A 26,009-nucleotide genomic window follows, 5' to 3' on the forward strand; every position below is an offset into this window, starting at 1 on the left:
TATGGCACAGGCACGATTAAGATCCGCACCCGAACCTGAAGTTAAACTGCAGGCAGTGCGGCAGCAAAAGGTTCTGGCGGTACGCGGATTAAGCAAGTCTTACTCGGCACAGCAGCGGGTACTGGATAATATTAATTTCGACCTGCACGCCGGAGAACTGGTGGCGGTGATTGGTCGTTCAGGTGCCGGAAAATCTACGCTGCTGCATGTGCTGAATGGCACGCTGCCTGCCAGCGAAGGGCAGATTATAAATTACCGCGATGACCAGCAGCAGGATATTGCCAGGTTGAGCAGCCGCCAGATGCGCCAGTGGCGCGCGGAATGTGGCATGATTTTTCAGGATTTCTGTCTGGTGCCGCGCCTTGATGTGCTGACTAACGTGCTGCTGGGACGTCTCAGCCAGATCTCAACGCTAAAATCCTTCTTCAAAATTTTTCCCGACGAAGACCGTGCGCGCGCTATCGCCCTGTTGCAGTGGCTGAATATGCTGCCGCAGGCGCTACAGCGTGCTGAAAATCTCTCAGGTGGTCAGATGCAGCGCGTGGCCATCTGCCGCGCATTGATGCAAAACCCAAAAATCTTACTCGCCGATGAGCCGGTAGCCTCGCTCGATCCGAAAAATACCCGGCGCATTATGGATGTGCTGCGCCAGGTGAGTGATAACGGCATCAGCGTGATGGTCAATCTGCACTCTGTCGAGCTGGTAACCGAATATTGCACGCGGGCAATCGGCATCGCTCAGGGCCGCATCGTATTTGACGGTCATCCTTCGCAGCTTAATGAATCCCTTCTCCATACGCTGTATGGCGATGAAATAAGTCAACTTAACTAAGGGCGACAGCAGCAATGAAAAAAACGCTTAACGTGGCGATGATTCTGACCGGCGCAGCAATAACTTTTGGCGCGGTCGCAGCCGGGACGCCAAAGGAATTAAATCTCGGTATTTTGGGCGGTCAGAACGCCACCCAACAAATCGGTGACAATCAGTGTGTAAAACAGTTTTTTGATCAAGAGCTGGGTGTTGATACTAAGCTGCGTAACTCGTCAGATTACTCTGGGGTAATCCAGGGGCTGCTGGGCGGTAAAATTGACCTGGTGTTAAGCATGTCGCCGTCCTCCTACGCTTCGGTGTATATCAAAGATCCGCAGGCGGTCGATGTGGTGGGTATCGCGGTAGATGACACCGATAAATCACGCGGCTACCACTCGCTGATGGTGGTAAAAGCGGACAGTCCCTACCAGAAACTGGAAGACCTGAAAGGGAAAGCGATTGGATTTGCTGACCCGGATTCCACCTCCGGCTTCCTGATTCCCAATCAGGCTTTTAAGCAGCAGTTTGGCGGCAACGTTGATAACAAATACAACAACACCTTTGCCAGCATTACTTTCTCCGGTGGCCACGAGCAGGATGTGCTTGGCGTGCTGAATGGCCAGTTTGCTGGCGCAGTCACCTGGGCATCAATGATCGGTGACCACAACAGCGGTTACACGTCGGGTGCTTTCACCCGCATGATCCGCATGGACCATCCGGATCTGATGAAGCAGATTCGTATCATCTGGCAATCGCCGTTAATCCCCAATGGCCCGATTCTGGTCAGCAATAAACTCCCGCCAGAGTTTAAGCAGAAAGTGGTAGCGGCAATTAAAAAGCTGGATAGCGATAACCACAGCTGCTTTATCAAAGCGATGGGCGGCCAGCAGCATATCGGCCCGGCCAGCGTGAAGGATTACCAGCAGATCATCGATATGAAGCGTGAACTGACCAAGGGCGACCGCTAAATCCAGTGGCCTGCGGCAGCAGGCCACTAAGTAGAAAGGGTGCTGGTACAAAGTGATGAATAACGATTTCGAACGCTATTATCAGCAGATAAAAGGGCGACAAAAACGCGATACGCTGCTGTGGTCGCTGCTACTGGTGGCGCTGTATCTGGCGGCGGGTCAGGTTGCTGAATTCAATCTGCATACCGTCTGGATTTCACTGCCGCATTTCTTTGATTATCTGCTGGAAACGGTGCCGGTGCTGCACTGGTCGCTGCTGTTTGCTGATGGGCGCACCGAGGGTTCACTGGCTTACTGGGGGTATCGTTTGCCTATTCAGCTACCGCTGATTTGGGAAACGCTGCAACTGGCGCTGGCGGCGACGCTGCTGTCGGTGATGGTGGCGACGCTGCTGGCCTTTTTCGCCGCCGGTAATACCCAAAGCCCACCGGCGCTGCGGCTGGCGATTCGTACCGTGGTTGCTTTTCTGCGCACCATGCCGGAGCTGGCATGGGCAGTGATGTTTGTTATGGCCTTTGGCATTGGCGCTATTCCGGGGTTTCTGGCGCTGGCGCTGCACTCCATCGGTAGCCTGACCAAGCTGTTTTACGAAGCGATAGAAACCGCCTCGGATAAGCCAGTACGCGGGCTGGCGGCCAGTGGCGCGAGTAAACTGCAACGAGTGCGCTTTGCCTTCTGGCCGCAGGTGAAGCCGATTTTTCTCTCTTACAGCTTTATGCGCATGGAAGTGAATTTCCGTCAGTCGACCATTTTAGGTCTGGTTGGCGCAGGCGGTATCGGCCAGGAATTGATGACCAATATTAAGCTCGATCGTTACGACCAGGTCAGCATCACGCTGCTGCTGATTATCATCGTGGTGTCGTTGCTGGATACTTTTTCCGGCCGGTTACGCCGCTGGGTTGTCGAGGGCAAAGCAGCATGATCATCCTGCAAAATGCGTTAACTGCGCAACAAATTAAGCAGCAGCATCCGGCGTTATTCAGTATTCAGCGCCGCTATCTGCAGCGCCTGCTGCTGCTGGCTGTCGCGGTACTGTTGTTTTATCTGTTTTTCTTTCAGATGTTCGGTATCCCCTGGACGCAGTGGGTTAACGGCTGCCAGCAAATAGGCCGCTACTTTCTGCGCATGTTTGTCTGGCATAATTTTGCCAGCTGGCCTTTCGCTTACTACTTCTCTCAAATAGGCATTACGCTGGCAATCGTATTTGCCGGTACCCTAACCGCCACCTTACTGGCGCTGCCGCTCTCCTTTTTAGCCGCGCGCAACGTGATGAGCAGCCGTGGATTGCGCCCGATAGCGCTGGCGATGCGGCGTTTACTGGATATTTTGCGCGGCATTGATATGGCGATTTGGGGGCTTATCTTTGTGCGTGCGGTGGGGATGGGGCCGCTGGCTGGCGTGCTGGCAATAGTGATGCAGGATATTGGCCTGCTGGGAAAACTCTACGCGGAAGGTCATGAAACGGTAGAGCGTTCGCCGGGGCGTGGGCTGAATGCGGTAGGGGCCAACAGTTTACAAAAACATCGCTATGGCATCTTTACTCAGTCTTTTCCCACTTTACTGGCACTCAGCCTGTATCAGATTGAGTCCAATACCCGTTCGGCGGCAGTATTAGGCTTTGTCGGTGCCGGAGGGATCGGCCTGGTCTATGCGGAAAATATGCGCTTATGGAACTGGGATGTGGTGATGTTTATCACCCTGATTTTGGTGGTTATTGTAATGATTATGGATGCGGTTTCAGCCCGCCTGCGCCGTCGCTATATTACCGGTAAAGCGGTGCCGCTGTATCAGCCTTAACTGACCGCGGCTGGCGACTCGCCAGCCGCTTAGCCGCTTACGACCAGGGGCGGACTGTCATACGTATTGCGCCGCGAATACCCGGTTTAGCACTATTTTCAAACGGCAGGCACAGCTCGTGACGATCCTCAGCTGAGTGAAAACGCAAAGTCTGCTGATACTGCGTTGGATTCTCTGACCAGCCAAAATTTACCGTCCAGTCGCCGTTGCCATCCGGTTGCGCGGGTGGCGTAAGGGTAATGATTGCCATATTACGAAACAGATCGGCGCCTTCGTGATGACCGTCTGACCAGAAATTGCGCTCAATTTTGTAATCGGGCACTTTGGCCGAGAAGGTCATTGAATAGCAAAGTTCGCTGGCAAGCGGGTCAGCCTTGCCGCGTTTTGATAAGAACAGGCTGGAGAGATAAATCTGCCGGTCGGTTGGGTCCGGTGAGGTTAACTGTGCATGTGTGCGGCAGGCCGGAGAGTCTTCTACCGAAGCACGACGAGTGAGAAACCAGCGCTTCCCTCTGGGGGCGGCGCGAAACTCAAACTGATACAGTCCGGAGACTTTTGCCGCCTGTGGCTCGATTTCAGTCGGTAACGTCACCGAGGCAATATCAGCCCAGACATCAACCCGCACATCACCGAACAGAAAACGCACCAGGTTCTGGTAGGCCTCTTCAGAATTCACAATGCCGAAATAGCCGGAGTGCGAACGAAAGGCATAGGCCGTTGCCACCTGAACTGTACTGCCATCATTGTTAACGCCCCACAGTGAGGCATTATCAATTAATACCAGCCCGTCGCTGCCGTGGCCGACAAAGTTGCGCAGCATACCTTGCAACGGCTCGTAATCGCTGCGATTCGTGCCGACCATACAAAAAATCCGCTCGGCAGGCAGTGCGGACTCGGGAATCAGATCGACGCGCTGATCAAAACGCGGTGAGAGTGTTTGCAGATTGAGGTACTGCCTCATTTTGGCGCGATTAAAGGTGTCCGCCTGGCCCGCGGTTAACCAGCCGGGAACATTCATCCCAAGAATATCAATGCCGTTATGCGGCGTGGCGTAGGTAAACAGTTTGGCGACGGCTTGCTGCGCCAGTTGGAAATCCTGCTCGGTACTTTGCAGAAAAGCCCGTGCTACCAGCCCGCCCATTGAGTGAGCCACAAGATAGCAGCGGAAATCACTGTCCTGCATTAATGAACTGTCTGCGCACGGATATTGCAGCACCAGCTGTTTAACTCTGAGAATTAAGGCATTCAGGCCGGCAGCATATTCACTAATCGAACGCGATTCACCGTTGCCAAAAAATGTTGAACCATCATCATAATAGCGATAAATAATAATTGAAGCGGGCGGTATGCCAGGAATGATATTACCCTCTCCATCACTTTTACCTTTCCAGTCAGCATCAACAATATCATCACCATTGTGATAAACCGGTTGATACTGATATTCAGTGGTCAGCCTGACCAGCGGTGATTCAAAAAAGAATTTATCCGCGCGCTGCTGTTTACTTTCCGTTGCGCGAAACAGGGTGGAACCATAATTAAAGCCACAGAACGGATCGGCAACGCTTTTATTTCTCTCTGCTTCGCTCATGGTAAAACCACGAATATAAATAATCGGATAACGATGAGTCATTTGCATTTCCTTATGGCAAGTGATTAATCATGTTTATTATAAATGCATAAATAGGTGAATAATGAACGGTTAACTGAAACTGACAGACATGCGGGAAACGTCCGAACAATGCGGATTGTTTCTAATTAAATACAGATTCAGACGTTAATAAAACTCGCTGAGGCTGTCAATCAGCCAATATCGCTATATCGATCTGACTGTTTTTGATTGTCGGTTGGTTAATATTAACTGCAATAATTAATAAATCGATACTGATCTGCGCGACGACGCAGGTTTTTTTCGGCATTTGCCGCAATTTTGACATCGATTGATTTTACAGCACAGAGAATGATGACAGTATTGGGCGGCACTGGCATACTGACTACACAAATGACAACACGTTGGAGACACCAGCATGCCAAATATCCATTTTCGTATTGATGAGACCACCAAGCGTCTGGCGATGCAGGCGGCAGAACGTAAAAACACCGACCTGACTAAACTGGTTCGCCAGCGGGTTGAGCAACTGGCAGCTGAAGAACAGGAGATGCAAAGCATGGAGCAGGATCGCTGGCTGGAAAACGCGATTGCAGAAGCGTTTGATTATCATGATAAGCATGCCACTCACTTTATCAGTGATGACGAAATGAAGACGCGCATGGAAGCGCTGAAAGCGAAGGCGCTAAAAGGAGACCTATGACGCAGCTTCGTTGGGAAAGCAGAGCATCAATCGACAGGGAAGATATTTTCATCTGGCTTTCGAGGCATGCTGGTTGTCAGGTTGCCATCGCGGCTGATGACAAGCTGTCCCGCATGGCGGCAATACTCATCGATAATCCGCAGGCAGGGGGAGTGGCCGGCAAAGCGCAGAATCAGCGTAAACTGGTCGTCCCTCACTTTCCGTTTATCCTGGTTTATCTTCTCGTCAGTGATGAGGTGCGTATTCTGCGCGTTTTACATACCTCCAGACGACTGACGTCACGCTGGCTGGCACGCTAATTTCGCCGCAAGACATTACTTTTGCGCCGGAATTTTGCGGTACTTCCCTAGCCAGCGGCCACTGACCATCCGCCACCAGAAAAACAGCCCGCGTACAATCCAGTCGAGGAACATTCCGAGCCAGATGCCCACTACGCCGAAGCCAAGCACAATCCCCAGCGTATAACCACAGACGATTCTGCATCCCCACATACTGAGAATCGATACCCACATGGTAAAACGCGCGTCGCGTGCGCCCTTAAGCCCGGCAGGAAGCACCCAGGAGGCCGCCCAGAACGGCATAAAGGCGGCGTTAAGCCATACCAGCATTTTCACGACGTCGATAACATCGTCTTCATTGGTATAAAACGAGGCCAGCACGCCGGCCAGCGGCACCGAAAGCAGCGCCAGCATGCACAGGCCAACGGTGGATAACCAGAAAATAAATTTCAGCTGACGCTCCGACTGTCCGATTTGGTCTTTACCCAGTCGGGTACCGACAATAATCGTCGCGGCGGAACCCAGCGAGTTACCCGGCAAGTTAATCAGCGAGGCTATCGAGAAGGCGATAAAGTTACCGGCGATGACATTGGTGCCCATTCCGGCAACAAATATCTGGGTTAGCAGTTTACCGCCGTTAAACAGCACTGATTCAATGCTGGCCGGCAGGCCAATGCTCAATACTTCCCGCAGGATCGGTATATCCATACGGCGAAAGTAGCTGCGCAGCGTGATTTTTAGCGCCGGATTAAAACCGGTCATCAACACATAAATTACCGCCACCGCGCCGATATAGCGCGACAGCGTCAGGCCAATCCCGGCGCCGATAAATCCCAGCCCCGACCAGGAAAAACAGCCGTAGATCAGCACGCTACTGATCATAATATTCAGGATATTCATGCCACCATTGATCAGCATCGGCATTTTAGTATTGCCTGCTCCGCGCAGTGCGCCACAGCCAATCAGCGCGATAGCGGCAGCCGGATAACTCCAGACGGTAATGCGCAGGTAGGTCAGCGCCAGCTGTTTAACTTCAGGCGCGGCGGGGCCAGCAATAATATTGATAATCGACTGACCGGAGAACTCGATAACCAGCGCCAGCAGCACCGAAGCCAGCGTCATCAGCACTAAAGATTGTCGGGTGGCGGCGCGAGCGCGTTTGCGATTGCGTTTGCCGAGACTGAACGCGACCACCACTGTAGTGCCCAGATCAACCGCAGCAATAAACGCGATAATCACCATGCTGAAACTTTCGGCCAGTCCGACAGCGGCCATCGCTTCCTTACCTAGCCGGCTGACCAGAAAGGTACTGAGTACACCCATTAGCAATACGCAGAGATTTTCAAAAAAGATCGGTACCGCCAGCGGGGTAATCTCACGCTTTAACAGAACTCGATAAGAGTGCCGTTTCGGATACCATGCCGTGCGTTGAACCGCGTGCAGCAATATTTTGGGCAGCTTGAGCAAGTGAGTACCAGCGAGATAAGAGAATTCAGGGTGAGTGATTTAAGGATGGTTAAGGAGAGAGTAATTATCAATCTATTTATCAGTCAGAGCACGAAAAGTCCGCTGAGTTCGCTTGCATAACTTCCGGTCAGACCGCTGAGGGCGGTAAACACGTTTCCATTGAGGCTGATTATCGGTATGATAATGATACGTATTTACATAAATTTTGCTAATAAATGAAAACGTCGTTATCCAGAATCTCGCGGTGGTTAGCCTTGCCGTTGCTGTTTACTTTGTCTGGCTGTGATTTCAGCCCGACGGATTCCTCGCCATCTGTGACGTCAGACGCCGCGCAAACCGACTGGCCGCGCACGCTGGATACTGCCAGAGGGCCGGTGACGCTGGAGCATCCGCCGCAGCGCATTGTCTCAACCAGCGTGACGCTGACCGGTACGCTGCTGGCAATTGATGCGCCAGTTATCGCTTCCGGTGCTACCAGCCGTAACAGCACGGTGTCTGATGAGCAGGGTTTTTTCACCCAGTGGAGTGAGGAAGCCAGATCGCGTCATCTGAAAACTCTCTATATCACCGAACCCAACGCGGAAGCGGTGGCTGCTGAAGAGCCGGATCTCATCGTGATTGCCGCCACCGGCGGTGACTCGGCGCTGAAACTCTACGATCAGCTCTCAACCATTGCCCCAACGCTGGTGATTGATTACGGCGATAAAAGCTGGCAACAGCTGGCGCAGCTATTGGGGAAGGGCACCGGTCATGAAGCTGAGGCCCAGCGCCGGATTGACGGCTTCACTCAGCGAGTTGCGGCAATAAAACAGGCTATTATTCTGCCGCCGCAGCCGGTGTCAGCACTGGTTTACTACCAGGATGGCCGGGGCCTCAATCTGTGGACCGCTGCTTCTGCGCAGGGAAAATTATTAGCGCAGTTAGGCTTTACCCTTGCCACGCTGCCCGACACCGTCACTCCGCAAACCAGCATGGGAAAACGTAACGATATTATCCAGCTGTCCGGGGAAAATATGGCCAGTGGACTAAATGGCAACACGCTGTTGTTGTTCTCCGCTGACGACCATACGGTACAAGAAGTCAGCGCTAATCCATTCCTGCAGCATCTGGACGCGATACAGCAGCAACGGGTATACGCCATGGGGCCGGATACGTTTCGTCTCGATTATTACAGTGCCAGCAATATGTTAAACAGCATCGAGCGACATTTTGTCCACCCGTAGCACGCGCCGTCAGCTGACGATTTTAGGCGGCCTGCTGCTGTTACTTATTGTCATTAGCTTGCTGAGCTTACTGGTGGGCGCGAAAACTATCGCGCCGCTGGATGTCTGGCACAGTCTGAGTGGCCAGCTGGACAATGCAAATAGCGTGATCGTAATGCAGTCGCGACTGCCACGGACTCTCGCCGGGATTTTGGCCGGTGTGGCGCTGGGCGGGGCCGGGGCGATAATACAGGCGCTAACCCGCAATCCGCTGGCCGACCCGGGAATTTTGGGAGTCAATGCCGGGGCCGGTTTTGCTATTGCGGTCGGCATCAGTCTGTTTGGTGTCAGCGGCATACTGGGATGGCTGAGCCTGGCGTGGAGCGGGGCGCTGATAGCCAGTGTTGCCGTCTGGCTGATTGGTTCTTTCGCTAGCGGGCGCGTTAATCCGGTGCGGCTGACCTTAGCCGGCGTCGCGCTCAGCGCGGTACTGGCCGGTATGACCTCCTCGCTGGCGCTGCTGAATCCGCAAACCTTCGATCAGATGCGTATCTGGCAAGCCGGAACGCTGGATATCCGTTCATTAAGCAATATGGCTTTTGTTGCTCCGGCAATAATCGGCGGCTGTCTGCTGGCGCTGCTGTCGGCGCGGGCGCTCAACAGCCTGAGTATGGGCGAAGAGATGGCGGCGGCACTGGGTACGCAGGTGCTGCTGGTGCGCCTGCTGGCGGTACTGGCAGTGATGCTGCTGTGTGGTTCTGCCACCGCGCTGGTCGGGCCGATTGGCTTTGTCGGCCTGATGGTGCCGCACGTGGCCCGTTGGTGGGTTGGTTCAGATCAACGCTGGGTGCTGGCTGCTTCACTGCTGATGGCGCCAATACTGCTGCTGCTGGCGGATATCGTCGGTCGTCTGCTGGTGCCGGGCGAGCTACGGGTATCGATAGTCACTGCCTTTATTGGCGCACCGGTGCTGATTTGGCTGGTGCGACAGCGTAAACATTAAGGAGAACCGGGTGCCAGCCAGAACACTGCAGTTGGGCAATGCCTGCGGCTTGATCAATACCAAAATGTCGTTACGCGTGCTGCTGATCAATGGCGTACTGTTAACGATGGCGTTACTGTTGGCGGGATTTGCGCTGTGCTACGGTAGCTTACATCTGTCGCCGCTACAGGTGTGGCAGGCGCTGCACGGGGAGGGCGCACGCGGTTTGGTGACCGTGGTGACTCAATGGCGCGCGCCGCGCATTGTGATGGCGCTGTTGCTGGGCGCAGGTCTGGGCGTGAGTGGAGCGATTTTTCAGTCGGTAATTCGTAATCCGCTCGGTAGCCCGGATGTGGTGGGCTTCAATACCGGCGCTTATACCGGTGCGCTGGTAACAATTATCCTGCTGAACGGCAGTTACTATCAAATTGCCAGCGGTGCACTGGTAGGCGGTATCGCGGCTGCCGCGCTGGTTTATCTGCTGGCGTGGCGCGACGGCATCGCTGGATTCCGTCTGATTATTGTTGGTCTCGGGGTCGCTGCGCTGCTGTCGGCGTTTAACACCTGGCTGATCGTTACCGGCTCGCTGGAGAGCGCCATGAATGCCGCGCTGTGGGGAGCGGGTTCGTTAAACGGCATGACCTGGGCAAAAGCGCAACCGGCGCTGATTTGCATTCCCGTTACGCTGCTGGCGGTGCTGATGATCGGTAAGCAGATGCAGCTGATGGAAATGGGCGATGACAGTGCGCGTGCGCTGGGAGTGAATATCGAAGTCAGCCGCCTGTGGCTAATGCTGTCTGGCATTATTCTGACCGCGGTAGCAACCGCCAGCACCGGACCGATCTCCTTTATTGCACTGGCCGCGCCGCAAATTGCCCGTCGCCTGACGCGCGCCAGTTCGATACCGCTGTTTACCGCTGCTACTACTGGCGCACTGTTACTTTTGGCTGCCGACCTGACGGCACAACACAGCTTCGACGGCGTGCAGCTGCCGACAGGAGCGGTGACCGTCAGTATTGGTGGACTGTATCTGATTTGGTTGCTGATTCGTGAGGCCCGTCGCTAAATATGAAACCTTTGGCTAACAGCCGTTTGCAGGCCGCGCAACTGACGCTGGCGTATGAACAAAAAGTGATAGCCAGCGAGCTGAGTGTCACTATTCCCGATAATCAGTTTACGGTAATTATCGGCCCTAACGCCTGCGGCAAGTCGACGCTGTTGCGTGCGCTCTGTCGTCTGCTGAAGCCACGGGCAGGCCGGGTGCTGCTTGATGGCAAAGATATTCATCAGTTGGGGACCAAAGCGCTGGCGCGTCAGCTTGGTCTGCTGCCGCAACATGCCATCGTGCCGGAAGGGATTAGCGTGGCGGAGCTGGTGGCGCGCGGTCGTTATCCGCATCAGAGCCTGCTAAAGCAGTGGAGTGAAGCGGATCGGCAGGCGGTAAATATGGCAATGCGCGCCACCAGTGTGGAAAGGTTGGCGGAACGCAGCGTGGATGAGCTGTCAGGCGGCCAGCGGCAGCGGGCCTGGGTGGCGATGGTGCTGGCGCAGCAGACACCGCTGCTGTTGCTGGATGAACCCACCACCTGGCTGGATATTGCTCATCAAATCGAGCTGCTGGATCTGTTTCGTGAGCTGAATCAGCAATCAGGCCAGACGCTGATTGCGGTACTGCACGATCTGAATCAGGCCTGCCGTTATGCTGACCACTTAATTGTGATGCACAGCGGCGAGATCGTCGCGCAGGGCAAACCGGCAGAGATCGTCAGCGCTGAACTGGTGGAGCGAGTGTTCGGCATGGCCTGCATCATCATCGACGATCCGGTCTCACATACGCCGCTGATTATTCCCTGCGGACGTTTTCACTGCCCTTCGCCCGTCTGACCGGGAGGTGGGGGAAAGATGGCTACTTCGCCCGATCTTCTCTCAGCAACAGCTGGAGTCCATCCAGCAGGCCGCCGCGCCAGCAGAGTGAGTCATGACCGCCGATAAATTCGCGCTGTATAATACGATGTCCGGTGGCGCTTAATGCTTGCAGCATTTGCTGGTTTACAAAGCCGATTGTCTCTTCGCGGTCGCCATACTCGAGGAAAATGGTCAGTGGGGCTTCTGCCACATAATTCTCTGCGACCTGTCCAATCAGCCAGCCAGGCTGGTAACTGCCGCGTTGCGCCGGTTGAGTGATAAATTTCACCTCCGGCCACCAGAACGATCCCGACTGGCTGAGCACCCGACCAAAGCGTTGCGGCCAGTGCAGACCCGCATACATCGCTGCCAGACCGCCGTAGCTTTGACCGGCTACGACCGTGCGTTGTGGGTCATCGCTGAAATCCTCCCGCCGCCTGACCTCCGGCAGCAACTCCTGCTGGATTGCCTGCCAGAACTGTTGGTTACAGGGTAATTCCTGCTCACGGTGGTCCATATCAATCACATCGATAAATACCCAGCAGGCCGCGGGTAGCAGGCCTGCGGCAGTCTGCTGTTCCAGCACCGAAAACAGCGGGATATTTTGTGCCCAGTTTTGCCCGTCGAGCAAAATTACCAGCGGTCGCGTAGCAGGCTGTGAGGTATCACCGCTGGTATACAACCAGATGCGGCGCTGATTATCGAGCAGCGTGCTTAGCCAGTTAAATTGCTGCAGGCGATCGTAATCGATCGGTGCTTCACGATTGTGATCCCACGCCAGCCAGCCGCTTTGTCGCGGAGCGTCGGGCATATGTGCGGCAGAGAGCGGCTGGCGACGGCTGTTAAAATGATTGCGCAGCGGATTAAGCGGGTCGGCAATCGCCAGTGGAAACAAGGATATCCACCATTCGCGCTGCTGTTGGCTGGCGATACTATCGTCGCGGCTGAAAACAGGCGGCAGTTGGCTGGTAACGATCGGTATCAGGCTGTAACTGCCGCGCCAGCGCGCATCAACCGTGGCTGATCCGTGCCAGATGTCGGTTCCGGCCAGCCGTTGTAAGCTTTGCGGCTCGCGACTGTGATGGTCGGTTATGCCATTGATATCAATATAGACCCGTACGATGGCGGAGTGCTGTTCTGTTCCGGCTGGATCGCGCCAGAAATAGTTCATTTTTACTTGATTGTTACCTGCCGGTTCAATTAGCGGTGTGCCCAGTTGCGATAATTTTTGCCACCACTGCGGCTGGCCGGCATCCGCCGCAGTTAAAAAGCCCGCGGCTGTGCCCTCGGGCTGCTGCCCGGCCAGTGATTTTTTCGGATTAATACTCACCTTTTCCTCCGTTATCGTGCGTCAAAGAACCTGACAAGTCGTTGATAACCTCTATCTTAAGAACTACTAATGCAAATGTCATTGAGAATTATTTTCATTTGCAATAGCATCGGCGCCGACCTCAACTGAGCGGATATTTTCCCTCTATGGCAAGGGGTTATCAATAAAACTGGGTATTTTTATCAGGCAGTGCTGACAGGGATCACCTTCATGTCCGACATCAATAAAAAACAGCCAGTCAAAGAACCGGCTATCAGAGTATTGCTGACGTCAACCTTGCTGGTTATGCCTCTGACGCAAGCGATGGCAGCCAGCGAAAACACCCTGACCGTTACGGCGGAGAGCGGGGAGAGTGTGACTGCACCGCTAACCGGTATCGTGGCGAAAGAGAGTGCTTCCGGCACCAAAGTGCCGACGGCACTGAGAAAAACGCCGCAGTCAATTTCAGTGATTACGCGACAGCAGATGGACGATCAGGCAGCACCGTCGGTAGCGGATGCACTGAGCTATACCAGCGGCGTGCTGACTAACTACCGTGGCAACTCTAATCGTAATGATGAAGTGATCAGCCGTGGCTTTCGCTATGCGCCGAAGTTTCTTGATGGACTGAGCTACGGATTATCCGGTCAGCAGGGCGCTGCCGGGCAGATCGACCCCTGGTTACTGGAGCGGGTAGAGATGGTGCACGGCCCGGCTTCGGTGCTGTATGGCCAGGTCAATCCCGGTGGGCTGATCAGCATGACCAGCAAGCGCCCGACAGCAGAAAGTATTCACAAAGTACAGTTCAGCAGTGGTAATCAGCATTTGGCTGAAGCGGCGTTTGATTTCGGTGGTGCGCTGAATGATGACTACACGCTGTTTTATCGGTTGAATGGTATCGCCAGTACCCGTCATGAGTTCGTTAAAGATAACAAACAGCAGCGGATGGCGATTGCTCCGGCGATGACCTGGTTACCGAATGAGGATACCAGCTTCACGCTGCTGACCAGTTATATCAATGAGCCAAAGGCCGGTTATCGCAATTTCCTGCCGTATGTCGGTACGGTGGTGCCGGGCAATGGCAGCTATATTCCTTATGACTTTAATGTCAGCGATCCGGGCTTCAATCAGGCAAAGCGTGAACAAACCTCAATTGGTTATATTTTCGAGCATAACATCAATGAGGCGCTGTCATTCCAGCAGAATTTCCGTTTTAGCAGCATGAGCGAATCTTACAGATATCTGGTGTTCACCAGCGGAATCAGCGGCGCACCGACGACCATAGGTCGTCGTCCACAGCATGATAAAATTGAGTCAAAAGAACTGGGTATCGATAACCAGTTAAAAGCGCTGTTTGATAGCGGCGCGGTGAAGCATACGCTACTGGCCGGTCTGGACTATAAGTGGAGTGATATCGACAGTAAGTTGTGGCGCGACAGCAGCGATAAATACAATCTTGACTGGGCCAGGCCCACGCGTATCAGCATTGATGAAAGTCAGTTTAGCCTTGCCAGCAGCAGCCGTAAAAAACTCGATCAGCTCGGTGTTTATTTACAGGACCAGCTGGAGTGGAATCAGTGGAATCTGCTGCTGTCGGGCCGTAATGACTGGTCAGAAGTGCGTACCCAGGATCGTACCGATAATTCCAGCCAACAGCAAAATGACAGCAAGCTGACTGGACGTGCCGGACTGTTGTATGCGTTTGATAATGGTCTGTCGCCGTATATCAGCTACAGCACCTCGTTTGAACCTAACCTGACGGTTGGTGCGCCCGGCAGCGATCCGTTTGCGCCAACCACCGGCGAGCAGACGGAAGTCGGTGTGAAGTTCCAGCCTCAGGGCTACGACACGATGCTGACCGTCACCGCATTTGATCTCACGCAGAAAAATATCAGCCAGTACAACAGCGAAATCGGTTATTTCGAGCAAATTGGCAAGGTGAAATCGCAGGGTGTTGAAACCGAGCTGCACAGTCAGCTGACGCCTGAAATCGCGCTGATGGCAGCTTATACGTATACCGATGCGGTGACGAAATCGAGCAGTAATCGCCAGCAGGAAGGGCAGGCGATTGCTTCAATTCCACGTCATGCGGCGTCGGCCTGGGGCAGCTATAGTTTCCTGGATGGTGTGTTGAACGGGCTGACGCTGGGAACCGGCGTGCGCTACACCGGCACGACTCCGGGTGACTCCGAAGGTGGATTTAAGGTGGCGCATTACACGCTGTATGACGCGATGGCAAAGTATCAGTTAGGCGCGCTCTCGCCAGCGTTGAAGGGCACCACATTACAGCTGAATGTGAATAACCTCAGCGATAAACATTACGTCGCATCCTGTAGTAATACCTCGGCCTGCTTCTACGGCAGCGGTCGCAGTATTGTCGCATCGGCAAGCTACAGCTGGTAATGACGGCAGTTTGCGCCGGGTAAATTGTCGGGAGCCGCCTGCGACTCCCGACATCTTAACGGAACGGTGGTTCGTTAAAGGTTCGCAGTTTACGCGAATGCAGACGATCGCCTTCGGCACGCAGCAGATCGATCGCACAAATACCGATTTGCAGATGTTCCGAGATCGCGCCCTCGTAAAATCGGTTGGCCTGGCCGGGCAGTTTGATTTCACCGTGCAACGGTTTATCTGAAACGCACAGCAGCGTGCCATAAGGCACGCGAAAGCGATAACCCTGCGCTGCAATAGTGGCGCTTTCCATATCTACCGCTACCGCACGGCTGAGGTTAAAGCGCAGCGCCGACGCCGAATAGCGCAATTCCCAGTTGCGATCGTCGGTGGTGACCACCGTACCGGTACGCAACCGCTGTTTTACCTCTTCGCCCGGCATGGCGCTGACCATTTTGGTCGCGTCAAACAACGCACGCTGGACTTCAGCAATACTGGGAATCGGAATATCCGGCGGCAGTACCGCATCCAGCACGTGATCGTCGCGCAGATAGGCGTGCGCCAGCACATAGTCGCCAATGGTCTGGCTTTCACGCAGGCCGCCACAGTGGCCGATCATCAGCCAGGCATGCGGTCGTAATACCGCCAGATGGTCGCAAATGGTCTTGGCATTCGACGGGCCAACGCCGATATTGACCAGCGTAATTCCCTGACCCTGTTCGGCAATCAGATGCCAGGCGGGCATCTGATGATTTTTCCATGCCAGATCGGAAATGCTCTGCTGCGGATCGCGGGTCTCTGCGGTGATAACAATATTTCCGGCGCAGGAGAGCGCCTGATACGGTGAGTCAGGATCGGTAATCTGTTCACAGGCCCAGCGCACAAACTCATCGACATAACGGGTGTAATTAGTAAACAGCACCCAGGACTGAAAGTGCTCGACCGGCGTGCCGGTATAGTGTTTGAGGCGCGCAAGGGAGAAATCACTTCGCAGTGCATCAAAATGGGACAGCGGTAAAGTATCGGAAGGGTGGAAGGTGCCATCGGCATTTTCATCGCCAATCTGTGACAGTTCAGTGGTCGGAAAATGTCGGGCGATACCGGCGCTCATGCTGCGATCGAGCACCAGCCCTGAACCATCAATCACATAGGGAAACGGAATTTCCTGCTGCGATGGCTGCACTTCAAGAGTCACCGGATATTCGCCGCTCAGCATCTCCAGCTGTTCCTGCAGGTAAGCACGAAACAGCGCCGGGCGGGTGATGCTGGTGGTGTAACAGCCTGGGCGAGTAAAGCGACCAAAGGCGCGTGATAAGCGATGATCGGCGGAGCTGCCTTCCCAGCTGACGCGAATTTGTGGGTAAACAAACAGGCCAGCGGCGCGTTGCGCGGCATCTGGCAGCGTACCGTCGGCAATGTAAGTGGTAATGGCATCACGCAGCGCAGTGACCGCGGCATCGTACATCGCTTCCAGTTTATCCAGTGCTTCTGTAACCGTCAGACCGTTCATAACCTCTCCTTGTGCGCTTTTTCCGTGAGTATATCACTGTGTTTTAGGCTCAGCATTTGGCGCGTCAGCAAACTGAACGCTATATTGTAATGATAACCATTATCAACTATCATCCGACTGTCCTTCTCTGGTCAGGTGATCCAACTTGCTATGTCCACACTTGCTGCCGCCTCGTCGTCCCGTGCTTTTGAGAGCTTATACAGCTCGCATCATCGCTGGCTGAAAAACTGGCTTGAGTTCAAATTGGGTTCAGGTTTTGATGCCGATGATTTGGCGCAGGATACCTTTATGCGCATTCTTGCTGGTGACAGCGTACAGCAAATCCGCGAGCCGAAACCCTTTCTCTGTACCGTTGCCCGCAGGGTGATGGTGGATTTCTTTCGCCGCAATGCGCTGGAGCGAGCCTGGATTGATATGCTGGCGCAGCTGCCGGAAGAGCATGTACCGTCACCGGAACAGCGCCAGTGCCTGCTGGAAACTCTGCAACAAATCGATGCGATGCTCGACGGGCTGGGAACCAAGGTGCGTCAGGCATTTTTGCTGTCGCAACTGGAAGGGCTGACCTATCCGGTGATTGCCGTGCGGTTGCAGGTTTCCGTCAGCTCGGTGAAGAAATACATGGCGAAGGCGACCGAACACTGCCTGCTGTTCAGCCTGGAGCATCCCTGAAGCCATGACGTCTTCAATTAGCGAGCATCAACGGCTGGCGCTGAAAATAGCGGCGCAATGGTTTGCCACGCTGTGCGCCGGAGAGGTTTCAGCGCAGCAAAGCCAGAAATGGCAGCACTGGTATCAGCAGCATGAAGATCATCGCTGGGCATGGCAGCGGGTAGAGGCATTGCAGGGAAAACTGCACGCTATGCCAGCCAGCTTAAGCTACCAGACGCTGAATCATGCGCGCCAGCAGTCAGAGATTAGCCGTCGCCGGGTATTAAAAAGTCTGTTGCTGCTGCTCGGCGTCGGCGGCAGCTGGCAATTGTGGCAGTCGCCAGCCGGACAGGGGCTACGCGCCGATACTCGTACCGCCACCGGTGAGATTAAAACGCTGCGCCTGAGTGAGGGTTCGCAGCTGATGCTGAATACCGCCAGTGCAGCGAATATTCGTTTCGACGCGCAGCAACGACTTATTCACCTGCTTCAGGGGGAGATCAGCATTACTACCGCCGCTGATACGCAGACGCATCCGCGTCCATTCCTGGTAGAAACCGCGCAGGGCATGCTGCGCGCGCTGGGCACCGAATTTGTGGTGCGCGAAAATGGCGACAGCACTCAGCTGTCGGTGATTCGGCATGCGGTAGAAGTGCGGCTGCAGGCTCGTCCTGAATCGACGATGATCGTCAGGGCCGGACAAACGCTAAGCTTTAGTCAGCACGATTTTAGCCGGATTGAACCGGCAGTCAGCAGCAGCTGGACCCGCGGGCTGTTAAGCGTCAGCGACTGGCGGCTGGCCGAGGTGCTGACCGAGGTTGCCCGTTACCGTCATGGTCATCTGAGCTGTGACGATTCGGTCGCCGACCTGCGTGTCAGCGGCACTTTTCTGCTGAATGACACCGACCGGTTGTTAACCATTCTGGCTCAGACGCTGCCGATTAAAATTCAGTCGATGACGCGTTACTGGATCAAAGTGGTCACGGCCTGAAACGTTTTTTCCTGAAACATTAAAAAAAACCTCTGACCGGTTGTCCCTTTTTAATTCTCATCCGACTCCTGAGTAATACAGCAAAAAAATAACTCAATTTGGAGATGGTATGTCCAGTTCACGCGCACGGATGATCCGCGCTTTTCGTAATACAACACCTCTGACAATCGCTATTCACTGTGCGCTGGTTCCGGCAGTGTTGCTGACGCCTGCGCTGGTCGTCGCGGCACCGCAGCAGGCTGCTTATCATATTAGCGCCGGAAATCTTGACCAGGCGTTAAATCAGTTTGCCACCCAGAGCGGTATTAACTTCTCGGTAGACGCTTCGCTGACGCGCGGCAAGCAGAGCGGCGGTCTGCAGGGTAATTACAGCCTTAATGAGGGTCTGGATACCCTGCTGGCAGGCAGTGGCTTGCAGGCGAAATCACTGGGTAATAATAGTTTTACCCTGGCCCCGTTAGCAACGGAATCATCCGCGGCTGAGACTTTAACGGTGGTCGGCGACTGGCTGGCAGATGCACGTGAAGACGATGTGTTCGAGCATGCTGGCGCACGTGATGTGGTTCGTCGCGCAGATTTTGCTAAAACTGGCGCGACCACTGCGCGTGAAGCGCTGAATCGTATCCCCGGCGTCAATGCACCGGAAAATAACGGTACCGGCAGCCATGATATGGCGATGAACTTCGGTATTCGTGGCCTTAACCCGCGCCTCGCCAGCCGCTCTACCGTGCTGATGGATGGTATTCCGGTGCCGTTTGCTCCGTACGGCCAGCCGCAACTTTCGCTGGCACCGGTTTCACTTGGCAATATGGAGGCGGTGGATGTGGTACGCGGCGGCGGTGCGGTGCGTTATGGGCCACAGAGCGTCGGTGGGGTAGTGAACTTCGTTACCCGCGCCATTCCGGAAGAATTTGGTATTGAAGCCGGAATGACAGGATTAATGTCCCCGTCCTCCAGCCAGAACCACCCCAAAGGCAGCGGCAATCTGATGGTCGGCGGCACGGCGGATAATGGCTTCGGCGCGGCCTTACTCTATTCCGGCAAGCGCGGTAGCGACTGGCGTGAACACAGCTCGACCAAAATTGACGATGTGATGCTGAAAACCCGCTATGCGCCAAATGAGGTTCACAGCTTCAATAGCCTGTTGCAATACTACGAAGGCCGGGCGCAAATGCCGGGCGGTTTGTCGCGCGCCAGTTATAATGCTGACCGTTTTCAGTCGACGCGTCCTTACGATGAGTTCTGGGGACGCCGTCAGTTGGCCAGCCTCGGCTATCAGTTCCAGCCAGACCAGCAGCATAAATTCAATATTCAGAGTTTCTATACTTACACGCTGCGCAGTGGCTATCTCGATCAGGGTAAAAATCTCACGCTGTCTCCGCGTGAGTATTGGGTGCGCGGCATTGAACCTCGCTACAGCCAGAGTTTCAACTGGGGTGCGTCTGCACATGAAGTCGGCGTCGGCTATCGTTACGTCAGTGAATCCACCCATGAGTTGCGCTACACCAGCTTAGCCAGCAGCGGACAGCTGCCGTCCAGCAGCAGTCCGTACGATCGTGATACCCAGTCCGGCACGCAGGCGCACGCCTGGTACGTTGATGACCGTATTGATATCGGCAACTGGACGGTGACGCCGGGCATACGCTACGAGCATATTCAGTCGTATCAGAACAATTACATCAAAAATACCAAACAGGAGATCAGCTACAACGCACCGCTGCCAGCGTTGAATGTGGTTTATCATCTGAATGATGCCTGGAATCTCTATGCCAATACCGAAGGTTCATTTGGTACGGTGCAATACAGCCAGATTGGTAAAGCGGTAAACAGCGGTAATATCGAGCCGGAAAAAGCGCGCACCTGGGAACTGGGTACCCGATTTGATAATGGTGGTGTGCAGGCGGAAGTTGGCCTGTTCCTGATTAACTTTGATAATCAGTATGATTCGAATCAGGTGACCGACAGCGTAACCGCTCGCGGCAAGACCCGGCACTCCGGACTGGAGAGTCAACTGCGTTATGATCTGTCACAGCTCTCTCCGGCGCTGGATAATTTCTCAGCCTATGCCAGTTACGCTTACGTCAACGCAGTCATTCGCGAAAGCGGTGAAACGAGAGGTAAACAGGTGCCGTTCTCACCGAGGCATAAGGGCATTCTCGGGCTGGATTACACGCCGGGTAGCTGGACCTTTAACCTCAACAGTGAATACCAGTCAGGCCAGTTTGCCGACAACCTAAATACCGTCGAAGAGAGTGCCGACGGCAGTACCGGTCGCATTCCGGGCTTTATGCTGTGGGGCGCCCGTGCTGGCTACAACTTTGGCCCGCAAATGGCCAATCTTAATCTGGCAGTTGGCGTGAAAAATCTCTTCGATCATCAGTACTTTACCCGCGCGTATGACGATAACAATAAGGGCATTTATGCCGGTCAGCCGCGCACCTTCTATATGCAGGGCGAGCTGAAATTCAAATAACGCTTCAGGCGACGGGCAGCGTCAAAACGATGCCCGTCGCCGCTACAATCCCTGATTTTGCTGACAAGCCGCTTCCATCGCATCCAGCGCCGCCTTATTTTCCAGTCCCCATTGGTACATCAGTTCGATCGGTTCGGCGAACACTCTGCCCAGTTCAGTTAACTGATACTCTACTTTGGGCGGCACGACACTGAACACATGGCGTTGTACCAGCCCACGCCGCTCGACTTCCCGTAACGACTGCACCAGCATTTTCTTCGAGATACCATCAAGACTGCGTTGCAGTTCGCCAGTGCGACACTTTCCACCCGGCCAGTGATAAAGCGCATGGATCACCATGGTGGTCCACTTCACCGAGAATAACTCCATTAAACGACGCGGTTCGGAATCAGCGTAAAACTTCATTTTGCCATCAACAATTACTGGCATATGGTCACCTTTTGGTATCTATGTCCCAAAAGGGTAACTACTACCAATATTAACCCCACTTGTCTATAGTGGCCGCCCTCAGGCATGGCCTGTGAAAACAGCTGCAACCTACACAATCTGGATGGTCCTATGAAAATTAAAGGCATTGTTGCCAGCGCGGCGCATTTACCGCTGGCGCCGGCTGTCGTTGACGCGCGTGAAGTTCAACCTGATGACGTTCGCATCGACATTCTTTACTGTGGCGTCTGCCATTCAGATCTGCATCTGGCGCGCAATGAGTGGGGCGTGAGCCAGTATCCGATGCTGCCGGGCCATGAGATTGTTGGTCGGGTGCGGGAAACCGGTGATCGCGTCAGCCGCTTTAAGGCGGGCGATCTGGTCGGCGTTGGCGTGATGGTAGACTCCTGTGGCCACTGCGCGGCCTGCGCTGGCGCGGAAGAGCAGTATTGCGAAGCAGGTTTTACTCCAACCTATAATGGCAAAGATCGCTATACCGGCGGCACCACCTGGGGGGGTTACGCGGAAGGTATCGTGGTCGACAGCAAGTTCGTGGTTTCAGTACCGGAAAATCTTGAGCTGAGCGGCGTGGCTCCGCTGCTGTGTGCTGGTGTCACCGTCTGGTCACCGCTGCGTCACTGGCAGGTCAAAGCGGGTGATAAAGTTGGCGTGGTTGGACTCGGTGGTCTGGGGCATATGGCGGTAAAACTGGCCAGCGCGTTAGGGGCTGAGGTTACGCTATTTACCACTTCTCCACGGAAAGGTGAGGACGCGTTGCGTCTGGGCGCGAAATCCGTGGTGGTATCGACCGATGCGCAGCAGATGGCCGAAGCGGCAAACAAGCTGGATCTGATTCTCGATTGCGTGGCGGCGCCACACGATCTGGATGCTTACCTGAGTACGCTTAAAACTAACGGTCACCTGGTGCTGGTGGGAATTCCGGACGGCCGCCATCCGTCACCGGACGTTACGCCAATGGTGTTCCGCCGTCTGAGTATCAGCGGAACCTCAATCGGCAGTATCCGCGAAACGCAGGAAGTGCTGGATTTCTGCGGTCAGCACAATATCACTGCGGATATTGAACTGATTAACGGCAATCAGATTGAAGATGCCTTCGCCCGCATGCTGAAAGGCGACGTAAAGTACCGTTTTGTCATCGATATCAATAAAACCGACTGGTAAGTTGGCGAAGCCGGGGATTTTTCCCCGGCTTAATCTCACTTCAGTTCAATCGCATATTCGCTAACCGGGGTGATTTTTTTGATCAGTTTATTATCAAACAAAAACTGCTCATAGGCCTGGTAGCGCGCGCTGTCGAGCGTTGCCGGATCGCTGGCAAACAGCGGCAAAGTTTTTTGCCATGCCAGCCGGTTCAGTTCGGTATTCAGTTCTGCGTGGCTGGCGGCGAAATGGTTCCAGCTCTCCTCGGGATGCGCTTGCAGGTATTCATTACCTTGCTTCAGTGCCGCGAGGAATTTTTTGATTTTTGGCTGATTAACAGCGTTTTTATTGGCAACAATAATCAGCTCGTCGTAAGCCGGAACGCCATAATCCTCGACATTAAACACCACCGGTTCTTTTCCATGTAGCGCCAGTTCCAGCGCTTCAATATTGCGATAACCGCCAATAATCGCATCAACCTGGCCTGCCATTAACGCGCTGGTCAGCTGGAAATTAACATTGATCAATTTAATCTCATCCGCCTTGAGTTTTTCATGGCGCAGCATGGTGGCAACGGTGGCTTCTTCGATACCGCTGACGGAGAAACCCACTTTCTTCCCTTTCAAATCTCCCGGCGTACTGATGCTTTTATCCAGCGTAATCAAGGTATTCAGCGGCGTGTTGATTAAGGTGCCGACGCGCACTAACGGTAAACCCTGATCGGCGAAAAAATGCAGCTGTGGCTGGTAAGTAATGGCGAGATCGGCTTGTCCGGCCGCGACCAGCCGCGGCGGCAGCGCCGGGTCGGAAGGCGGCACAATTCTGACTTCCAGCCCGTGTTGTTTGAAGGCACCCATTTGCTCAGCGACGATAATCGGCGCGTGATCGGGATTGATATACCAGTCGAGTACCAGCGTAATTTTCTCAGCAGCAGTGGCTTGAGTTGCCATCACGGCGCTGAGCATCAGCGCAAATAAGCTTTTTTTCATCACGGGGCCTTTTATTTTGATTGTGAAAGATTTTCTGGCGCCCAGCGAATCAGGCGACGAATCAGGATATCCACCGTTTTCCACAGCGAGACGGTCATTACCACCAGGATAAACAGTGCAGCAAAACAGAGATCGGTTTGCATGCGCGCATTGGCATTCAGCATCAGATAGCCCAGACCTTCCGCCGATCCGACCCATTCACCAATAATTGCGCCGATCGGCGCGACGGCCGCCGCCATGCGTAGCCCGGAGCCAAAAGCCGGTAGTGCAGCCATCAGCCGCACATGGCGCAGCTGCGCCCAGCGTGACGCGCCCATGGTGCGAGCGAGGTCGAGATAATCGTTATTCACCTGGCGCAGGCCGTCGAAGAAGGTTGAGACCACCGGAAAGAAGATCACCAGTACCGCCATCGCCACTTTGGCGCTAATGCCAAAGCCGAACCACAGCACCAGTAGCGGGGCCAGCGCAAACACCGGTATTGCCTGGCTGATCACCACCACCGGCATCAGCCAGCGTTGCAGCCACGAAGAAAAAGTCATCGCCAGTGCCAGCATTGCGCCAAGCAGAACGCCCAGCAGCAGGCCGCTTAGCATTTCTGCCGCGGTAATCAGCGTGTGGTGCAGTAAAAAAGCGTGGCCGTTCCACAGCGCCAGCGCAACCGCCAGCGGTGATGGCAGCAGAAAGGCGGGGATATCAGTAAAAGTGATCAGCCACCACAGCAGAATAAAACCGGCGAAAACCGTCAGCCCCTTCATGCTTCTCTGACCAGTTGCTGTAATAATTTTCCCTGGCTGTGCAACAGGTGAGGATCGTCGGGCGCGCGCGGCGGCGTTCCGGCAATCATCAGCGTAGTGTCAATCTGCGCCGGCTGGCCGGAAAGCGTCATCAGACGGTGGCTGAGACGACAGGCCTCCATCGGATCGTGAGTAATCAGCAGCACGGTATGATCGGCCAGCAGTTCAGCCGCCAGTGCCTGGATTTTGGCGCGGGTAAGGGTATCGAGAGCAGAAAAGGGTTCATCCATCAGCACAATCGGCTGACGTTGATACAGCGTACGGGCGATGGCAACCCGCTGACGCATGCCGCCCGACAGTGCGGCTGGCAACAGAGCCTGCTTTCCGGCCAGTCCGACACGTTCCAGCAGAAAGTCGACCCAGGCCGAGTCGACTTTTTCACCGCGCAGGCGCGCGGCCAGCGCAATATTTTCACTTACCGTCAGCCATGGATAGAGCAGATCCTGCTGACCCATCCATGCAATACGGCCGGTCAGCGGTTGCCCGTCGCTGCCGCAGACCGTACCGGAGCTTTGTTGTGCCAGCCCGGCAATAATCCTCAACAGGCTGGTTTTACCCACGCCGCTGGGGCCGAGCAAGGCAACAAAACTGCCGCTGTCGATATCAAAACTGAGCGAATTGAAAATCAGCTGCTGGCCAAAATGTAGCGACAGGTTGCGCACCTGAATACCGGGTGGCGCGGGAACGGATGTTTTCATCGCGTATTAACCCGATCTGCCGTTGCATTTAGCCCCATTTGCCAGAATGCTGCTTCAAGCTGGGTCGCGGTGGTAAAGATAGTCGATAAACTACTGAAGCGGCTTGCCGCACCACGCTGTTGACCAGTGCGCTCCAGCAGATCAAGCGCGCGCTGTACTCCCGCCAGATAGTCGCTATCACCATAGTTTTGCATCCAGCGGGCATAAGGATTTCCCTCCATTACCGTCTTCGGATCGTCCAACAGACGCAGACCAATTTCGGCATAACCCGCAACGCAGGGCATCAGCGCCACCAGCAGCTCAAGCGCATCGCCAGACTGGCCGATATCCAGCACATAGCGGGTGTAATTGATGGTTTCCATCGCTTCGGGTTGTGCGGCCATTTCTGCTTCGCGAAGACCCCATTCAGCGCAATAGCCGACGTGTAGCGGCAACTCCGACACGATGGCATTCAGAGATGCGCTGGCGGCGCGAATATCGGGCAGGGTGCGCATTTTGTATACCAGCAGGGCGTAAGCGCGGGCGAAGTGGATCAGAAACAGATAATCCTGCGTCAGATAGCGACGAAAAGCGCTCTGGTCCAGCGTACCGACGGCCAGTTGCTGGATAAAGGGATGTGCAACATAGTTCTGCCAGTGGCTGCCTGCCTGCTGGCGCAGTCGTCCGTAGAGACCGGTATCGAACATGGTGGTTAACATGGGACCTCCAAAAGTGTGTGGAGATCCGGGCGCGATGAGCTGAATGGCAAGTGCAGACTACCAACCCGTCCCTTCGCTGGCATGACCCAGATCAGGTTCAAAGGGTTCGGCTTACGCCATCTCAGCCCATTACAGGACACCCCTCGGAGTCGCTTGTTATACGATATTTATTTTTTGATTACAATCGCCGGGTGTTCTGTTC

General features: G+C 54.6%; 24 protein-coding genes and 1 riboswitch. Of the genes, 15 read left to right on the forward strand and 9 right to left on the reverse strand.

The genetic code is table 11. From position 1 onward, the window contains the following. Position 1: 1 nt before the first annotated feature. The 4 genes from phnC to phnE (ACP3TC_RS08015) are packed head-to-tail and all read left to right on the forward strand — an operon-like array spanning position 2 to position 3,576. Positions 2-832 (forward strand): phosphonate ABC transporter ATP-binding protein, encoded by an 831-nt coding sequence (phnC, locus tag ACP3TC_RS08000; RefSeq protein WP_313852618.1) that lies wholly within the window; start codon positions 2-4, stop codon positions 830-832. A gap of 14 nt (positions 833-846) precedes the next feature. After that, entirely contained in the window at positions 847-1,779 is a 933-nt protein-coding gene (gene phnD / locus ACP3TC_RS08005; RefSeq protein WP_313852617.1) for a phosphonate ABC transporter substrate-binding protein, read from the forward strand. A 55-nt stretch (positions 1,780-1,834) separates the two neighbouring features. Then, positions 1,835-2,701 (forward strand): phosphonate ABC transporter, permease protein PhnE, encoded by an 867-nt coding sequence (gene phnE / locus ACP3TC_RS08010; protein ID WP_426817969.1) that lies wholly within the window; start codon positions 1,835-1,837, stop codon positions 2,699-2,701. Then, the gene (gene phnE, locus ACP3TC_RS08015; RefSeq protein WP_313852615.1) at positions 2,698-3,576 is read left to right on the forward strand and encodes a phosphonate ABC transporter, permease protein PhnE; all 879 of its coding nucleotides are present in this window, start codon (positions 2,698-2,700) and stop codon (positions 3,574-3,576) included. Before phnE (ACP3TC_RS08010) ends, phnE (ACP3TC_RS08015) begins: the two co-directional genes overlap by 4 nt. Positions 3,577-3,613: 37 nt before the next feature. Here phnE (ACP3TC_RS08015) and ACP3TC_RS08020 read toward each other — a convergent pair whose 3' ends face one another. Further along, positions 3,614-5,206, reverse strand: a complete 1,593-nt coding sequence (locus ACP3TC_RS08020) for a hypothetical protein (RefSeq protein ID WP_313852614.1) — start codon at positions 5,204-5,206, stop codon at positions 3,614-3,616. Positions 5,207-5,600: 394 nt separating this feature from the next. Here ACP3TC_RS08020 and ACP3TC_RS08025 point away from each other — a divergent pair, with 394 nt between their 5' ends. Then, on the forward strand, positions 5,601-5,885 hold the full coding sequence (locus ACP3TC_RS08025; RefSeq protein WP_426817970.1) for a damage-inducible protein J: 285 nt from the start codon (positions 5,601-5,603) through the stop codon (positions 5,883-5,885). Continuing rightward, complete coding sequence (locus tag ACP3TC_RS08030) at positions 5,882-6,184, forward strand: type II toxin-antitoxin system RelE/ParE family toxin (RefSeq protein WP_313852612.1); 303 nt, start codon at positions 5,882-5,884, stop codon at positions 6,182-6,184. Before ACP3TC_RS08025 ends, ACP3TC_RS08030 begins: the two co-directional genes overlap by 4 nt. A gap of 15 nt (positions 6,185-6,199) precedes the next feature. Here the strand turns inward: ACP3TC_RS08030 and ACP3TC_RS08035 are convergent, their stop codons facing one another. Further along, complete coding sequence (locus tag ACP3TC_RS08035; RefSeq protein ID WP_426817971.1) at positions 6,200-7,630, reverse strand: EmmdR/YeeO family multidrug/toxin efflux MATE transporter; 1,431 nt, start codon at positions 7,628-7,630, stop codon at positions 6,200-6,202. A 215-nt stretch (positions 7,631-7,845) separates the two neighbouring features. Here ACP3TC_RS08035 and fepB point away from each other — a divergent pair, with 215 nt between their 5' ends. The 4 genes from fepB to ACP3TC_RS08055 are packed head-to-tail and all read left to right on the forward strand — an operon-like array spanning position 7,846 to position 11,698. Beyond that, complete coding sequence (gene fepB, locus ACP3TC_RS08040; RefSeq protein WP_426817972.1) at positions 7,846-8,853, forward strand: Fe2+-enterobactin ABC transporter substrate-binding protein; 1,008 nt, start codon at positions 7,846-7,848, stop codon at positions 8,851-8,853. Beyond that, positions 8,840-9,835: a Fe(3+)-siderophore ABC transporter permease gene (gene fepD, locus ACP3TC_RS08045; protein ID WP_426817973.1), complete on the forward strand. Its 996-nt coding sequence runs from the start codon at positions 8,840-8,842 to the stop codon at positions 9,833-9,835. Before fepB ends, fepD begins: the two co-directional genes overlap by 14 nt. A 10-nt stretch (positions 9,836-9,845) precedes the next feature. After that, complete coding sequence (fepG, locus tag ACP3TC_RS08050; RefSeq protein ID WP_426817974.1) at positions 9,846-10,880, forward strand: iron-enterobactin ABC transporter permease; 1,035 nt, start codon at positions 9,846-9,848, stop codon at positions 10,878-10,880. Positions 10,881-10,882: 2 nt separating this feature from the next. Next, positions 10,883-11,698 (forward strand): ABC transporter ATP-binding protein, encoded by an 816-nt coding sequence (locus ACP3TC_RS08055; RefSeq protein ID WP_313852608.1) that lies wholly within the window; start codon positions 10,883-10,885, stop codon positions 11,696-11,698. A 22-nt stretch (positions 11,699-11,720) separates the two neighbouring features. On the opposite strand, the gene fes is transcribed toward ACP3TC_RS08055, so the two are convergent. After that, on the reverse strand, positions 11,721-13,049 hold the full coding sequence (fes, locus tag ACP3TC_RS08060; protein ID WP_426817975.1) for an enterochelin esterase: 1,329 nt from the start codon (positions 13,047-13,049) through the stop codon (positions 11,721-11,723). A gap of 210 nt (positions 13,050-13,259) precedes the next feature. Between fes and ACP3TC_RS08065 the strand changes: the two genes are divergently transcribed. Further along, positions 13,260-15,431, forward strand: a complete 2,172-nt coding sequence (locus tag ACP3TC_RS08065) for a TonB-dependent siderophore receptor (protein WP_313852606.1) — start codon at positions 13,260-13,262, stop codon at positions 15,429-15,431. 55 nt (positions 15,432-15,486) lie between these two features. Here the strand turns inward: ACP3TC_RS08065 and ACP3TC_RS08070 are convergent, their stop codons facing one another. Beyond that, a complete protein-coding gene (locus ACP3TC_RS08070) occupies positions 15,487-16,929 on the reverse strand; it encodes an AMP nucleosidase (RefSeq protein ID WP_426817976.1) in 1,443 nt (480 codons plus the stop codon). 150 nt (positions 16,930-17,079) lie between these two features. On the opposite strand from ACP3TC_RS08070, the gene fecI reads away from it, so the two are divergent. The 3 genes from fecI to fecA all read left to right on the forward strand — a co-directional run bounded on the left by fecI (position 17,080) and on the right by fecA (position 21,041). Next, complete coding sequence (fecI, locus tag ACP3TC_RS08075; protein ID WP_313852604.1) at positions 17,080-17,598, forward strand: ferric citrate uptake sigma factor FecI; 519 nt, start codon at positions 17,080-17,082, stop codon at positions 17,596-17,598. A gap of 4 nt (positions 17,599-17,602) precedes the next feature. Continuing rightward, on the forward strand, positions 17,603-18,568 hold the full coding sequence (gene fecR, locus ACP3TC_RS08080) for a ferric citrate uptake sigma factor regulator FecR (protein WP_426817977.1): 966 nt from the start codon (positions 17,603-17,605) through the stop codon (positions 18,566-18,568). 109 nt (positions 18,569-18,677) lie between these two features. Further along, entirely contained in the window at positions 18,678-21,041 is a 2,364-nt protein-coding gene (gene fecA, locus ACP3TC_RS08085) for a TonB-dependent Fe(3+) dicitrate receptor FecA (RefSeq protein WP_426817978.1), read from the forward strand. Positions 21,042-21,083: 42 nt separating this feature from the next. On the opposite strand, the gene ACP3TC_RS08090 is transcribed toward fecA, so the two are convergent. Further along, a complete protein-coding gene (locus ACP3TC_RS08090) occupies positions 21,084-21,470 on the reverse strand; it encodes a winged helix-turn-helix transcriptional regulator (protein ID WP_313852602.1) in 387 nt (128 codons plus the stop codon). A 129-nt stretch (positions 21,471-21,599) separates the two neighbouring features. Here ACP3TC_RS08090 and ACP3TC_RS08095 point away from each other — a divergent pair, with 129 nt between their 5' ends. Continuing rightward, a complete protein-coding gene (locus ACP3TC_RS08095) occupies positions 21,600-22,649 on the forward strand; it encodes an NAD(P)-dependent alcohol dehydrogenase (protein WP_426817979.1) in 1,050 nt (349 codons plus the stop codon). A gap of 35 nt (positions 22,650-22,684) precedes the next feature. Here ACP3TC_RS08095 and ACP3TC_RS08100 read toward each other — a convergent pair whose 3' ends face one another. Genes ACP3TC_RS08100 through ACP3TC_RS08115 form a run of 4 tightly spaced genes read right to left on the reverse strand, consistent with a single transcriptional unit; the run spans position 22,685 to position 25,807 of the window. Beyond that, the gene (locus ACP3TC_RS08100) at positions 22,685-23,617 is read right to left on the reverse strand and encodes an ABC transporter substrate-binding protein (RefSeq protein WP_390902378.1); all 933 of its coding nucleotides are present in this window, start codon (positions 23,615-23,617) and stop codon (positions 22,685-22,687) included. 11 nt (positions 23,618-23,628) lie between these two features. Further along, on the reverse strand, positions 23,629-24,372 hold the full coding sequence (locus ACP3TC_RS08105) for an ABC transporter permease (RefSeq protein WP_426817980.1): 744 nt from the start codon (positions 24,370-24,372) through the stop codon (positions 23,629-23,631). Then, positions 24,369-25,109, reverse strand: a complete 741-nt coding sequence (locus tag ACP3TC_RS08110) for an ABC transporter ATP-binding protein (RefSeq protein ID WP_426817981.1) — start codon at positions 25,107-25,109, stop codon at positions 24,369-24,371. The genes ACP3TC_RS08105 and ACP3TC_RS08110 overlap by 4 nt, the downstream gene beginning before the upstream one ends. Next, complete coding sequence (locus ACP3TC_RS08115) at positions 25,106-25,807, reverse strand: TenA family protein (protein WP_313852597.1); 702 nt, start codon at positions 25,805-25,807, stop codon at positions 25,106-25,108. The genes ACP3TC_RS08110 and ACP3TC_RS08115 overlap by 4 nt, the downstream gene beginning before the upstream one ends. A gap of 51 nt (positions 25,808-25,858) precedes the next feature. After that, a riboswitch (TPP riboswitch) is annotated at positions 25,859-25,961 on the reverse strand. Positions 25,962-26,009: the final 48 nt, after the last annotated feature.

Origin of the sequence: Winslowiella sp. 2C04 (assembly GCF_050037805.1) — a bacterium.
Lineage (GTDB): Bacteria > Pseudomonadota > Gammaproteobacteria > Enterobacterales > Enterobacteriaceae > Erwinia > Erwinia toletana_A.

Excerpts from the sequence above, each read along its gene's own strand:
- phnE (WP_426817969.1), top strand. The coding sequence starts at position 1,835 with ATGAATAACGATTTCGAACGCTATTATCAGCAGATAAAAGGGCGACAA.
- phnD (WP_313852617.1), top strand. The coding sequence starts at position 847 with ATGAAAAAAACGCTTAACGTGGCGATGATTCTGACCGGCGCAGCAATA.
- phnE (WP_313852615.1), top strand. The coding sequence starts at position 2,698 with ATGATCATCCTGCAAAATGCGTTAACTGCGCAACAAATTAAGCAGCAG.
- ACP3TC_RS08115 (WP_313852597.1), bottom strand. The coding sequence starts at position 25,807 with ATGTTAACCACCATGTTCGATACCGGTCTCTACGGACGACTGCGCCAG.
- ACP3TC_RS08070 (WP_426817976.1), bottom strand. The coding sequence starts at position 16,929 with ATGAACGGTCTGACGGTTACAGAAGCACTGGATAAACTGGAAGCGATG.
- fecA (WP_426817978.1), top strand. The coding sequence starts at position 18,678 with ATGTCCAGTTCACGCGCACGGATGATCCGCGCTTTTCGTAATACAACA.
- ACP3TC_RS08030 (WP_313852612.1), top strand. The coding sequence starts at position 5,882 with ATGACGCAGCTTCGTTGGGAAAGCAGAGCATCAATCGACAGGGAAGAT.
- ACP3TC_RS08095 (WP_426817979.1), top strand. The coding sequence starts at position 21,600 with ATGAAAATTAAAGGCATTGTTGCCAGCGCGGCGCATTTACCGCTGGCG.
- ACP3TC_RS08100 (WP_390902378.1), bottom strand. The coding sequence starts at position 23,617 with ATGAAAAAAAGCTTATTTGCGCTGATGCTCAGCGCCGTGATGGCAACT.
- phnC (WP_313852618.1), top strand. The coding sequence starts at position 2 with ATGGCACAGGCACGATTAAGATCCGCACCCGAACCTGAAGTTAAACTG.
- fecI (WP_313852604.1), top strand. The coding sequence starts at position 17,080 with ATGTCCACACTTGCTGCCGCCTCGTCGTCCCGTGCTTTTGAGAGCTTA.
- ACP3TC_RS08065 (WP_313852606.1), top strand. The coding sequence starts at position 13,260 with ATGTCCGACATCAATAAAAAACAGCCAGTCAAAGAACCGGCTATCAGA.
- ACP3TC_RS08025 (WP_426817970.1), top strand. The coding sequence starts at position 5,601 with ATGCCAAATATCCATTTTCGTATTGATGAGACCACCAAGCGTCTGGCG.
- ACP3TC_RS08020 (WP_313852614.1), bottom strand. The coding sequence starts at position 5,206 with ATGACTCATCGTTATCCGATTATTTATATTCGTGGTTTTACCATGAGC.
- ACP3TC_RS08105 (WP_426817980.1), bottom strand. The coding sequence starts at position 24,372 with ATGAAGGGGCTGACGGTTTTCGCCGGTTTTATTCTGCTGTGGTGGCTG.
- ACP3TC_RS08055 (WP_313852608.1), top strand. The coding sequence starts at position 10,883 with ATGAAACCTTTGGCTAACAGCCGTTTGCAGGCCGCGCAACTGACGCTG.
- ACP3TC_RS08090 (WP_313852602.1), bottom strand. The coding sequence starts at position 21,470 with ATGCCAGTAATTGTTGATGGCAAAATGAAGTTTTACGCTGATTCCGAA.
- fepB (WP_426817972.1), top strand. The coding sequence starts at position 7,846 with ATGAAAACGTCGTTATCCAGAATCTCGCGGTGGTTAGCCTTGCCGTTG.
- ACP3TC_RS08110 (WP_426817981.1), bottom strand. The coding sequence starts at position 25,109 with ATGAAAACATCCGTTCCCGCGCCACCCGGTATTCAGGTGCGCAACCTG.
- fecR (WP_426817977.1), top strand. The coding sequence starts at position 17,603 with ATGACGTCTTCAATTAGCGAGCATCAACGGCTGGCGCTGAAAATAGCG.